The sequence below is a fragment of the Mastigocoleus sp. MO_188.B34 genome (assembly GCF_030065675.1).
Taxonomy (GTDB): Bacteria; Cyanobacteriota; Cyanobacteriia; order Cyanobacteriales; family Nostocaceae; genus Mastigocoleus.
In genome coordinates this window covers 1-12,639 of the sequence record NZ_JASJDK010000083.1, presented here as the reverse complement: position 1 = coordinate 12,639, position 12,639 = coordinate 1, and the positions used below count along the sequence as shown (strand labels likewise).

At 36.8% G+C, this 12,639-nt stretch carries 10 protein-coding genes; 8 read left to right on the top strand and 2 right to left on the bottom strand.

The window, feature by feature from the left end; genetic code table 11:
* Window positions 1–85: 85 nt before the first annotated feature.
* Window positions 86–487, bottom strand: a complete 402-nt coding sequence (locus QNJ50_RS18645) for a hypothetical protein (RefSeq protein WP_300637952.1) — start codon at window positions 485–487, stop codon at window positions 86–88.
* Between the two features lie 373 nt (window positions 488–860).
* On the opposite strand from QNJ50_RS18645, the gene QNJ50_RS18640 reads away from it, so the two are divergent.
* From QNJ50_RS18640 to QNJ50_RS18605, 8 genes are all read left to right on the top strand, one after another.
* Entirely contained in the window at window positions 861–1,352 is a 492-nt protein-coding gene (locus QNJ50_RS18640) for a DinB family protein (protein ID WP_300637950.1), read from the top strand.
* Window positions 1,353–1,500: 148 nt separating this feature from the next.
* Entirely contained in the window at window positions 1,501–2,331 is an 831-nt protein-coding gene (locus QNJ50_RS18635) for a type 1 glutamine amidotransferase (RefSeq protein ID WP_300637948.1), read from the top strand.
* Window positions 2,332–2,864: 533 nt separating this feature from the next.
* Entirely contained in the window at window positions 2,865–3,374 is a 510-nt protein-coding gene (locus QNJ50_RS18630) for a hypothetical protein (RefSeq protein ID WP_300637946.1), read from the top strand.
* Between the two features lie 179 nt (window positions 3,375–3,553).
* Window positions 3,554–4,564 carry a DUF4332 domain-containing protein gene (locus tag QNJ50_RS18625; RefSeq protein WP_300637944.1) on the top strand — a complete coding sequence of 337 codons (1,011 nt, stop codon included), beginning with the start codon at window positions 3,554–3,556 and terminating at the stop codon, window positions 4,562–4,564.
* A gap of 11 nt (window positions 4,565–4,575) precedes the next feature.
* Window positions 4,576–5,220, top strand: coding sequence for an SMI1/KNR4 family protein (locus QNJ50_RS18620; RefSeq protein WP_300637942.1), 645 nt, complete (start codon window positions 4,576–4,578; stop codon window positions 5,218–5,220).
* A gap of 1,157 nt (window positions 5,221–6,377) precedes the next feature.
* Window positions 6,378–7,088, top strand: coding sequence for a helix-turn-helix transcriptional regulator (locus QNJ50_RS18615; protein ID WP_300637940.1), 711 nt, complete (start codon window positions 6,378–6,380; stop codon window positions 7,086–7,088).
* A 154-nt stretch (window positions 7,089–7,242) separates the two neighbouring features.
* Complete coding sequence (locus QNJ50_RS18610; protein WP_300637938.1) at window positions 7,243–7,845, top strand: neutral zinc metallopeptidase; 603 nt, start codon at window positions 7,243–7,245, stop codon at window positions 7,843–7,845.
* Window positions 7,846–7,955: 110 nt separating this feature from the next.
* A complete protein-coding gene (locus QNJ50_RS18605; protein WP_300637936.1) occupies window positions 7,956–8,615 on the top strand; it encodes an ElyC/SanA/YdcF family protein in 660 nt (219 codons plus the stop codon).
* A 68-nt stretch (window positions 8,616–8,683) separates the two neighbouring features.
* On the opposite strand, the gene hetF is transcribed toward QNJ50_RS18605, so the two are convergent.
* A complete protein-coding gene (gene hetF / locus QNJ50_RS18600; RefSeq protein WP_300637934.1) occupies window positions 8,684–11,311 on the bottom strand; it encodes a cell division protein HetF in 2,628 nt (875 codons plus the stop codon).
* Window positions 11,312–12,639 lie beyond the last annotated feature (1,328 nt).

Genomic DNA, 12,639 nt, shown 5'->3' with positions numbered 1-12,639 from the left:
GTAATGAGTAATGAGTAACAAGTTATCAATTACCAATTACCGATTACCAATTACCAATTACCAATTACCAATTACCCATCCCCTATTACTGCAACTTAACTGCTGCACACTGTAGGGGTAAAACTTCTTCCAAAGTTAATTCGTGGTCTGCAGTTAAATGACTATTACAGCAAATAGTGCTGAAATAAACTGACTGACCAACTACTTTGGAAAAATGTTGTTCTAATAGCAATCTTGAGGTGATATCGCCTAGTAAATCTCCCAAATCTTTAGTTAACTGGTCTTTATCATCGCGGTGAACCATTCTGTATTTAAAAGGCTGTTCACCAACCAATTTTCTAATTTCTGAATCAAAATTATCCGGCTTACTTTGGACGTAAGCAAAAGATACTTCCTCTAAAAACTTCCAAGCTTCTGGAAAAATTCTGCGGATATTTCCTAAATGATCTTCAGTTTGGTAGACCAAAGTGGCTGTTTTGCAATCCATTATTTTTCCCTGAATAATCGTGGTGTTTACAACTAAACAAAAAGAGTTTTAATGTTTATAAACCGCGCGGTAAAAAAGAAAATTGCTGCTCAAAAGTTAACTTTTTAGAGCTAGTCAAACAAAATGTTTTTGCTTGATTTAGATAGAATCTAGGCGTAGATAAGCAATTTGTTAGTCCACAGTTGTTATTTCACAATTTGTTAACTCACAACTTGTTAACTCACAATTTCCTTACTTACAAAATTCTTCTATCGCCACTGCTCATGATAACCACAAAAAATTGGCATTCAAACTCATTGATACATATTTTTTTATACTTGACACATTGTAAAACTTAGTACTGCATGCGAAAAAATACAGTTAATAAAAGAGTATGTTGATACAACATTTTAAAATGCTGGCAAGATATAATACTTTAGCGAATTACAAGTTATATGGTGCATGTTCCCAGCTTTCAGACAAAGAACTGAAACAAATAAGGCTAGCCTTTTTCACAAGTATTTATGGGACACTCAATCATATTCTCATTGGTGACAGAATTTGGATGGGACGCTTTACAGGTCAAGAAATGTCTTCTACCGGACTTGAGGCTATTCTCTATGATGACTTTGAAGAATTGTGGAAAATACGTGTATTAGAAGATGAGAAAATAGAAAATTTCATGTCTCATTTAAATCAAGATTTTCTGACCGGGACAATAAGCTACGTAAATAATCAGAATAAGGTTTATACCGATCCGGTTGATATGCTATTGTCACATTTTTTTAATCATCAGACACATCACCGAGGACAAATTCACGATATGCTGAGCCAGACAGAAATCGCCCCTCCTGTTTTAGACATGCACCGTGTCTTACGACCGTAAATCAATCAAAAAATCCTATCAACAAAACCTAAACATCTGGTAGCTAATGGTGCAGCTTAACGCTATACATTAATGTGCCAAAAATCAACGTGAGCTTTATTGCTGCTTATTAAAACTTTTAAACCTTTAAACTTATTCAATCAAATCTATGGCTAATCAAGAACTAGAATTAACTATTGGATGGTTATACCCCACATTAATGAGTACCTATGGAGACCGGGGTAACGTTATCGTTATAGAACGTCGCGCCCAATGGCGGGGATATAATGTCAGGATTCAAGCCTTAGACCAAAATGCTACAGCAGAAGATATCAAATCAGTTGATGTAATTGTTGGTGGAGGAGCCCAGGATCGTCAACAAGAAATTGTCATGCGCGACTTGCAAGGTGCAAAAGCTGACGCCATGCGGGAAAAACTCGATAGTGGAACTCCCGGTGTATTTACCTGTGGTTCACCACAGCTATTAGGACATTATTACGAACCAGGCTTAGGAAAGCGTATTGAAGGTTTGGGAATATTGGACATGGTATCAGTACACCCTGGTGACGACGTTAAGCGCTGCATTGGTAATTTAGTCATCGAAGTCACAGCTTCCCGTTTAGCTAAAGAATTAAAAGAAATATTGGGAGGAGCTACTCCTTATCTGGTTGGTTTTGAAAACCATGGTGGACGCACCAGGGTAAATACACAAGGAGGAAAGGTAGAAGTACTAGGAAAAGTGATCTACGGGTTAGGGAATAACGGAGAAGATGGAACCGAAGGTGCTTTCTATCAAAATGCGATCGCAACTTACTCCCATGGACCACTACTACCAAAAAATCCTTTTGTTGCTGATTGGCTAATTCAAACAGCATTACGCTTAAAGTATCAGCAACCGATCACACTCAAACCATTAGAAGATAAATTGGCGATGAAAGCTCGAGAAACGATGTTTAACAGATTAAAAGTCGATTTAGCTACTCCTGCTGTTGGAAAGTAAATATTTACCTGAAAAAAATATCTGAAAACAAGAGTAAATGGGAAGCAAACCTTTATGTTTAGCTTCTTATTTGTTATTTCCCAAGTTATCTCTAATAGAAAAATATGTAAACTTATATTAAATCTTACGTATTAATGGTACCCCTTAAGGATACTGTTAGATGCTTTATTGATGATTACTAAAATCAGTAATTAGTTGATAATTGTAGCATTGAACCCGCATTCGCTCCTATTTTCGTTGCTGCTGAAAATATAATATCTCTTCAAAAAAACAAGTTGATTGCTATTTTTAAGAATACTAATTATTTCCTAAAAACTAAAAATATATAGTATTTTTTGCCAATTCATAGCCTTTTTAAGTAGAGGAATAATGGTATCCCACCAGGGTAATTTTCAACTTTGGTTAGCTTTGCCATGATGAAAACAAGATGATAAGTCAGGAGTAAACGAGCTTAAAAAGCATATTTTACAAAGCTTATAGCGTTATTGATTTATTCATCCGATGCAGTATTAGTAACAAGCAAGGATATTATTATGGCAGCGCAACCACCTGTTCAATATACAGCAACAGAAACTTATTCGAAAAATATTCTCGGTCCAGTTTTCTTCGAAATGTCCGGTCTGCAGGTAGGTGGTTCGGATCAACCACCTCCACCTCCTCTAGAAGTCGCTCTTAGTAACTCACCATATATTATTGCCACTAATGAGGAGTTTCAAGCCAGGGTAAAAATTAAGTTTAATGATACTTCCCTCACCAGACTGCTGCTTTGTTTAGGAGCTAAGATCGAAGTCAACTTCTGTGCTGAAGGCTGCGGTCATAAAGCAACAGAAAAAGACCTAATTGCTTATGTAAAAACCAAAAAGGACGTATTTGAATACGAAGTTGTTTATCAAGGTACTCCTGATAGTGCAGGTCTAACAGAAGGGTTTTACGTAATTGCTGCAGTAGCAAATATAGGTCCTTGCGATCATCCCTGTGCTCAGTTCCTCTTTGGTGCTGGTTATGTGGCAAGAGTGTATCTCCAAGTTTATGAACCATTCTAAATTTTGCTACGAGTAAATAAACTATTTTGTTTTTACAATCCGGATTACAACATAGAACGAAATAGCTAATTTGACAGGTAAAAGAAAATGGCAGGTAAAAGAAAAGTTTTCCTGCCAGCTTTTCTCTCAATCATAAAAATAAACAAATAATGTCAAATCAAATGTGATGGAGAGTAGTGATGACTGATGAGTCACCTACAGGTAATTCCTCCGAAGAAAGGGATAACCAACAGAGCGATCTGACAATCATTAGAGGAATTGGAACAGTTAGACAACAATTGTTAGCGACAATTGGTATTAATACTATTGCTGATTTAGCCACTGCTTCAGTCCAGGAAATCGAGTCCAGTTTACAAGCTGCAGAGCAGGTAATTAATCGTAGTGAAATTAGTGATTGGATCCTCCAGGCTCAAGAATTACTGTCCTCATCCTCACAAGAAGTAACAGCAAGTGACAACAGTGAGGAAAGTAACAACAGTGATCGTAGTAATCTAATTGATGAGAGTAACGTAATTGAGGAAAATAACGCAAACGACGAAAGCAACGCAACTGTGGAGGATAATACAGAAGAATGGAATTCCTTAGCCTCTTTTTTGGTGGAATTTCAAAGTAAAACAACAGCAGAGCAAACCGAACAACGCACGGTGGTAAGTCAACAGAATAGCGTTCAGATGACTATTTGGTCAGGAATTGAAACCGAACAACTATCAAACTGGCTGCAAGAACAATTAAATGAAATTATTTCTCCAGAACCTACGTCAGGTTTACTAGAAGCAGTGGTAGGTAAACCATTACGAATTGAGTTCGAGCAATTACGTGTGCTACAACCACCACAAACAAAAGTACCTTTGGTAAGTAACTTAGAGATTTTTCCTGGTTCCCTTAACAGTAACAAACCCTTTGTTTTGGAGGTTGCTTGGAAAATTTCAGGAACAATTTCACCCGAAGTTACCCCATATCCACCCCGCTATCGCATTCAAGCTTATGCTCGCGATCGCACTACAGGAAGAGTTACTATCATTGGCGAAACTTTGCCTACTTCTCTAGTTGAAAACCAATTTTCTTATAATAGTGTTTTACCGGAAACTAGTTTACCTAAAGGCATTTATCGCCTACAAATACTGATTACTTTGCAAGGTAAACTTGCTCCTCCAGCTTTCTTGGAGGTGGAGTTGCTTCAAGTTGTTTAAACTAAACCGTAATGAGTACTTTCAACTGGGAAAGTTTCTTGAGACAGTGGAGCCATGAATTAATTGAGTCACTACAAGAAGAGCGATATCGATTACCGCAAGAAGTAATAGAGTCTAATTGGTTGGGTTATCCAGGTGCTACGGAAGAGCAAATAAATCACGCTGAAACTCGCTTGAAAGTAAAATTACCACCTTCTTACCGCGAGTTTCTGAAAGTGAGCAACGGTTGGCGTCAAACAACACCTTTTATTGAACGCCTTTGGTCCACGGAGGAATTGGAGTGGTTCCCACTCAGACATCAAGCTTGGATTGATAACTTTATTTCCGGGTATTTAACAACAAACTATAGAAATATCACTGCTAATGGTTCTGAAGATCGTAGAATTATTCCCTTTGTTTCCGATGCGGAATATTTTACCTATGGAGAAACTCAGGATTGTAGTAAGCTACGACTTGAGTACTTGCAAACAGTTCTAGAAATTAGTCAAGAAGGTGATTCTGCTATATACCTACTCAATCCCCAGGTCATTAATACAGAGGGAGAATGGGAAGCTTGGTTTTTTGCTAACTGGCTTCCAGGTGCTGATCGCTACCCATCTTTTTATGAGATGATGCAAGCAGAGTACATTAATTTTCTAGAGTTACGAGAAAACTAAGTAAAAATTCGAGCCACACTAAATTCTTCGATAAATAATACAACTTAGTAAATGTGTAAATCTGCAACTTGAAATTAACCTTTTTTGGCAAATATGCGACAAAATCTTGATTTACAAACTATACAAGTGATATCAGGAAAACTATTTGGAGACGCGAAATTTCGCGTCTCTATAAGTGAATTTAGTATTTTGATTTAAAATATCACAGGTGTATTTTTTGTCTTAAACTAACGTGTTGCATAAGCTGACTTTGCTTACAACTATAAAAACATTACTTGTTGGTAAGAAACTATTATTCTGCTCAAAATTGCGGAAATTATAACTTGCTACTAACGTAAAATTTCCTGCAATACCAATATATAGCTCTGATTATTTAATATAAATCTGAAAATAATTAGATAGCTGACAATTATTTACTAATCGATGTGAAAATAGACTATATAGTGCTTATATATACTTGTTCACAGATTCCTCAAAATTAAACATTAAGTTTAAAGTAACATTATTTGAATAGTAAAATCACTTGTCTGAATAAACACCAAACACTCATAACTACAGAATAATATTTTAGATAGAGCATAAGTGATTTTGGTATTTATAAGATGTTTAGAAAATGAAATTTTAAGGGAAGGCAAGTAAAATAAGTAAAATCCATAGTAGTAATAATAATTACTTTCTTTTGATTGATCTCTTTAGAGATGATGCAAAAATAGATTCTTGAAGTATCAGTAAAAACTCTTGATAACTAACTATAATAACCCTCAATAAAGCAAGAATCTAAAAACCTAGTTTAGCAAATAGAGTAATTTGCATGGTTTATTTAGTAACTTATACTTCAAATTAAATAAGCATATTTACTTGTGGATAAAAAAATTCCAGTCCATTATGGTGCTTATTCCTTACTGGGATATCAGTTAACAACTGCTCACATTCTTAATCAACTGTGTGGGACGAAGCGAATTCTCTCCCAAAAATGAATAATTAAGTTTGTAGGCAAATATTTAAAACTGATTGTAAATCAAGATATTCAATACTTCACTACATCCATATTCATAATCTAAACTTCTACCGCAATTCTAGAATTTGAATCTAGTGCGTCAATGCTGCGAGTTAAAGCTAGCTGTAAATCCAGCAGAGAATTATCAAGGAACAGGGTGATGCAAAGCAATAAGTCAAATCATTTAATTGCTGATTACAGAAAAACTAAGTCTGTGACAGAAATATCTTCTTTACCTACAGTTGATAACTTAGACTCAACAGAATTAATTTCAACGATAGTTGAAGACTTAGTAGATGGTATTTTGATTCTAGGAATAGATGGGGAAGTTATTTATGCGAATAAAAATGCTTTGAGAATTTTACGTCAGCTGAATCAAGATAATTCAATAACCCAGGTTCCTCAAGAAATCTGGCACTTATGTCAGTCTTTAATCCATAGCCGTCATTTATTTCCAGAACAACATTGGCTCATTCAATCAGAAATTTTAACTGACAATTCTACAGCATTATATATTCAAGCCCGATGGCTTCAGTTAACAATTCTCCAAAATCCTTGTTTACTGCTCACACTTGCCGATCGCTATCAAGAAATGAGAAATATTGCAGTAGAAGAAGCCCAAGCTTATGGACTAACACCAAGAGAAACTCAAGTTTGGTTACTTTCCCGAGCTAATTACACCTATAAGCAAATAGCTGTAGAACTAGAAATTACACCTAATACTGTAAAAAAGCACATGAGAAGCATTCATAAAAAACAGAAGGCAATTTTTAGCGATCGCGAAATATCACCGTCAAGTAAATCTTTAGAATTTTTCAACCAAGTAAAAACTAAGTGTGTAAGCAAAAATAATCACTCCAGTTTTTTCTGATTTACGCATGATGTAAATTATTAATTTATATTTATTTACCAAATCCAACAAATATCCGATTTTTTTCAATTAAATTAAAATGATTTTTTCAGAAAAGACTGAGTTTTGTGTGAAATATCTTATAGGGGAGATATAAAATCACAAAGTATTTTAAATGAAAATATTACAGTCGTTAACTGCAGCAGCAATTAGCTTGGGCTATGTTTTCGCTACATTACCAGTCCAAGCGAGAGAGTTGCACCCCCAAGCTGTAGTAGATGGGGTGTATTCTGGAATCCAAAAGATTCACGGTTATAAAGCTACTCCTAGATTAATTTGGAATATTCGCGAAAATTCTCCCACTCGCTGCGGACGAATTCACAGCAGCCATTATTGCAAACTGGATCATACCGTTTACATCATGAGACGAGATATCCGCATGGCTTACCGGTATGGGGATGCAGCATTGGCTTATATTATTGCCCACGAATACGCCCATGCAATGCAAACAGCACATGGATTTACCCCCAAATATTCCCCATTCACAGAATTACAAGCAGACTGTTTAGCTGGAGTATATTTGGGTCTGATACCTGATATAGTTTTTGACGCAAAAGATATTCGAGAAATAGCGACTTTTGCTTACAGTATTGGAGATTATGCTTGGGGTAGTAGACACCATCATGGTACGCCCAAACAAAGGGTAAAAGCTGTTAGCATAGGTATGCAAGGTTCTTTAAATGGTAGAGGAGTAGAAGTTTGTCGTCTCTCTAGATAATGTTCTTGAACTGGAATTGCAAATAATACTAATATTTCAAGTTAAATAAAAATCAATAACTTAGTATATATTCATACCTTAAATCAGTTGATTTGAACTTAAATAAATGTATGCTACCTAAATGGTTTTGGTTGCACTGGCGATTTTCTATTGTTTTATTATTTTTAAGTACAATATGTATAGCTTTTGGATTAAATTTATATGTAAGTTTAATTACTAGTAGCCGACGTTATAATAATTATTCCGAAGTTACTTCAAAACCCATAGCAATTGTCCTTGGAGCCGGCATATTTCCCGATGGTACTCCTACACCTATGCTGGCTGACCGCGTCTCAGCAGCAGCAAAACTTTACAAGCAAGGACGTGTAGAAAAACTACTAATGAGTGGTGATAATAGCCGTGAGGATTATGATGAAGTCACAGCTATGCAAGATTATGCTGTAAAACTTGGTGTATCACCAGAGGATATAACTCTTGATCGTGCAGGTTTTAGTACCTATGAAAGTTGTTACCGTGCCAAGAAAGTTTTTGGAATTGAGCAAGCGGTTATAGTTACTCAAAGATTTCATTTATCTCGCGCAGTCTATCTTTGTAATCGTCTGCATGTAAATTCCATTGGCTTAGGTACTCCTGATTGGGAAGTATATCCTTTTAGAAATGTGATGTTTTATTCATTGAGAGAAAAATTTTCTACCTTAAAGGCATTGTGGGAAGTTCACATTACCCGCCCGCAACCAACTTTTCTCGGTCCTTTAAAAGATACCAAGTAACTGAGATATTTCAAGTGTTCGGGAATCTTCGATTCAATTTAATTCAATCAAAATTAATTCAATTTAGATTATTCTTGATATTTCAACCTCAAAATAGCTCGCCAATCTCTAATCGCACTATCCGTCCACAACCAATTTTTCCCTAGTTCATTTACCTGAAATCCCAAAGGATCGTGGTCAAGTACGGTATTTCTCATTTTAATTGCTTCATTAAGATATTGCTCTCGTTTACCAGGGGGTTGTGATGAGGCTGCTTTATAAAAACCCAAAGCTAATCCTGCGTAAGCTTGCAAAGCATTATTGGATAGTTTTTGTTTACCACCAGAAGAATTTGCACTACTCGGAGCTCTAGAACGATTCTTTGGCTGAATTTCCAAACTCAATGATTGAAGCCAAGCATCATTTGCTCTATTCAGATTACCCTCCGCATAGTAAGCAAATCCCACAACATTTTTATACAAAGATGAATTCGGGTCTGCTTTAACTGCACTATCCCAATAACGACGTGCATCATCTACTGTGTAACCACTACGAGTATTTCGTTGTTGCATAAATTGCCAAGCTAGTCGACCCCGTAAAAAATTGACAGATGGATTCTCAATTTGCGGTAGGGGTATTGATTTTAAAACTGCTTGAGCCTTACTTAGGGTTCCCCGATTGAGTAATTCTTCAACAGCTTGTAAACCTGCTTCCAGCTCTCCCCGATTTAAGTTATCGATCGCATACTGAGTCACAACCCCTGTTGCATCTTCTTTAAGATTTATTTTGGGTCGTTCGCGACCACGATCTGTCTCATTTCGAAGTTCACCAATTTCAGGGAGACTTTGTAAATTAGATTTATCTTCCCCTCGCCATAACCAACTTAAAGTCACAAGTGTAATTGCAGTAACACTAAGTGCACCAACAGCAGACCATGAATTCTTTTTAAAAAAGTGCTTGAAGTTAACTACAGCAGAATTAGTATGTCTAGAGCCAGTAATTTTTCGATTAATATGTGAAGATTGAACGCTGTGGGTAATATCTTGGTTTACTTTTTCTAAACCAGCTACTTCATTCCATTTTGCAACTTCTTCAGTTCCCAAAGAAGCTATTTGAGAAATTGGTCTTTGTTCAAAGCTGTTATCAGTACCCGAAATAAAACTGAAATTATTTTGCATATTACCTGCAGCTTTATCATTTACGGGTTGCTTTGCAGAGTAAGGTTGCTGTGGAGAGGTATCATCACCAAACTCCTGGATTAACTCAGCGTTCATCATGGGTTGTTCCGTTGCTGCTTGCTCATCCAATTGGCGAAACAAATCAGAAACAATTGCGGAGTCTTCCGCATAGGAGGGATCATTATATTCAACGTCATCAACCAGGTCACCCCAAGTATCTTCTCCTAGCCAATCCAAACCTGAAGATTCTTCTGGTTCATATGAGGAAATTAAATCATCAATCGGCAAAGGGACTGCAGGAATATCTGATTCATCTATTTTCTCAGAGTAAGATGCGGGTGCTGCACTTAAAACCGGATTATATTCATTGATAAATTCATTGGAAGGAGAATCAAGACCATTGAGATTGCCATTAAAATCTGACTGGAGATATAAAATTGGCAAAGCCCAATACATTTGGTGAGAACCATAGGTGGAAATTAAACCTTGGCGCACTCGAGATACGCACAAGTCCACACTATAACCCTGTGAAAGGTTACGGTAAAACAGTTGTGTCAGATTGAGTGCTACATCATCCGGAATGCGTTCTGACATTGCCAAAACACTCCGGATACCTCTTTTAACTAAAGTTTCCGTTAAATTGCGTTCGCCGGTTTCACTATTTCGAGCGGATGAAACACCGTAGGCTCCCAAACAGGAGTTAAACACTGCCATTTGGATATTATTGTTGACAAGTAAACCAGCCAAATCATCTCCAGTCAGAGTTTCTGTTAGCCCTGTTCTGCTACTAACAAGATAAATTTCTCCGCCATTGGGACCAACATTACTGTGACCGGAATAATGGAGAATATGGTATCTTCCTTGTTCTAGGGCTTGAGTTAGTTCTTCTCGCCCTGGTTGTTGTAATAGGGTAAGTTGAATTTCCGGCAAATGATTGCTACTTTCTCCACCACGGTGTAATTCAGCCTGCAGCTTAATTGCTTCTTGTTTCAGTTGATCAAGGCGAACTTTATCTGTAGGAGAAGCAATGACCATTAAAACTTTTATACCACCGTCCTCAGAAGGAATGGGTATATTTTTCGCTGACAAACGGGAACTCATACCAATCCCGCTTTGATAGCGAGAAAATGCCACATAAGGTCCTGTTGCCAGGGGGCGATCGCCTGCATGCATCACTTCCCACGGAAGGCTGGCCAATTTATTATCTTTGAGGCCCAAACGTAAACGCAATATCTTTTGATGATTTTGGGCAATACCTTGGGCAGTAATCCAACTATCCCTGAGAGTGCCTTGAAACAGTGCATTATAAAATTGCTGACCCAAAGCAACTAAGTTCACGGAGTTTCTAGCGATCACATCTCCTTGTAAAACTGAAGTTAACGGGTCGTTCATCAGATGTGCAGCAGCACTTAGCCAGTCAGCAACTGGCCAAGAAACCAGTTCTTCTGCTAATGGCACCCCAGGCGCGACTTGTTCCGTCCGCACCAAGTAGTCATTCTGCCCTACTGGGGTTACGGAAATATGAAATTCCTGGGTCACAACTTCTCCTGTTTGCCTACCTTGCCTGGTATGAAACTTTTATGTTTCAAATTGATATTTTGCTTTTTCCAATTACTAAGATGCATCCTGAAATATGAATGTTTCTCAACGTGGTAGTTCAATATATCTTCTACTACAATTTTATCTAGAATATTTATTGTATTTTTCTGAGTACAACCTCCACAGCCTGACAATGAATGCCAGTTATTGATTTTTATATTTAAGTTAATTCATTAAATTATATTGCTGCTAAATAATTAGTAGAGATGCAGGTAAATTTGTCCGGACAATACTGCAACATATTAGAACAAATATTGATAGATGCACCCTGATATCATCAAAATCCCTAGCTGGCTGCCACCCACTAGGGTTTTTTTTAATATACAGTAGAATTCTGCAAGTCAGTTGATATGCTACTTGGAAGTGAGAAACCTTTACATCTGGTCTTCACATTCTTCTACTTCCGAGTAACTGACTCGCAAATCTATGAGAACTGACTAATTAATAAATATGAAAGACTAACAAACTATTAGAAGAATTCGTCCGGAAAACTATTAATAATTTTGGAATATTAAATTGGTAGATGCACCCTGATAATCCACTCCCCTCGCTGGCTCAAACTGGCTTGGGGATTTTTTTATGTATATAAACACAATTTTTTTTCTACTTAAATTACCCGGATATTATAAGTCTAATCTAGTACAAAGTATTGGTAGATGCACCCTGATAATCCATTCCCCTGCTGGCTCAAACTGGCTTGGGGATTTTTTTTGTGTATATAAAACAATTTGTTTTTGTACTTAAATTGCCCGGATATTATAAGTCTAATCTAGTACAAAGTATTGGTAGATGCACCCTGATAATCCACTCCTCTTGCTGGCTCAAACTAGCACGAGGATTTTTTTATGAAAATTGACTCAGTTTATTTTTTACTTAAATTACCCGGATATTATAGGTCTAATCTAGTACAAAGTATTGGTAGATGCACCCTGATAATCCATTCCCCTTGCTGGCTCAAAATGGCATGGGGATTTTTTTTGTGTATATAAACCAATTTTTTTACTTAAACTGCCCGGATATTATAAGTCTAATCTAGTACAAGGTACTGGTAGATGCACCCTGATAATCCACTCCTCTTGCTGGCTAAAACTGGCACGAGGATTTTTTTATGAAAATTGACTCAATTTATTTTTTACTTAAATTGCCCGGATATTATAGGTCTAATCTAGTACAAGGTATTGGTAGATGCACCCTGATAATCCACTCCCCTTGCTGGCTAAAACTGGCTCGGGGATTTTTTTGTTTATAACCCTAACTTTAGTTTTTAG

Bases quoted from the DNA above. Each gene is read 5' to 3' on its own strand.
- QNJ50_RS18645 (WP_300637952.1), bottom strand. From the start codon at position 487: ATGGATTGCAAAACAGCCACTTTGGTCTACCAAACTGAAGATCATTTA.
- QNJ50_RS18630 (WP_300637946.1), top strand. From the start codon at position 2,865: ATGGCAGCGCAACCACCTGTTCAATATACAGCAACAGAAACTTATTCG.
- QNJ50_RS18625 (WP_300637944.1), top strand. From the start codon at position 3,554: ATGACTGATGAGTCACCTACAGGTAATTCCTCCGAAGAAAGGGATAAC.
- QNJ50_RS18605 (WP_300637936.1), top strand. From the start codon at position 7,956: ATGCTACCTAAATGGTTTTGGTTGCACTGGCGATTTTCTATTGTTTTA.
- QNJ50_RS18620 (WP_300637942.1), top strand. From the start codon at position 4,576: ATGAGTACTTTCAACTGGGAAAGTTTCTTGAGACAGTGGAGCCATGAA.
- QNJ50_RS18610 (WP_300637938.1), top strand. From the start codon at position 7,243: ATGAAAATATTACAGTCGTTAACTGCAGCAGCAATTAGCTTGGGCTAT.
- QNJ50_RS18615 (WP_300637940.1), top strand. From the start codon at position 6,378: ATGCAAAGCAATAAGTCAAATCATTTAATTGCTGATTACAGAAAAACT.
- QNJ50_RS18635 (WP_300637948.1), top strand. From the start codon at position 1,501: ATGGCTAATCAAGAACTAGAATTAACTATTGGATGGTTATACCCCACA.
- QNJ50_RS18640 (WP_300637950.1), top strand. From the start codon at position 861: ATGTTGATACAACATTTTAAAATGCTGGCAAGATATAATACTTTAGCG.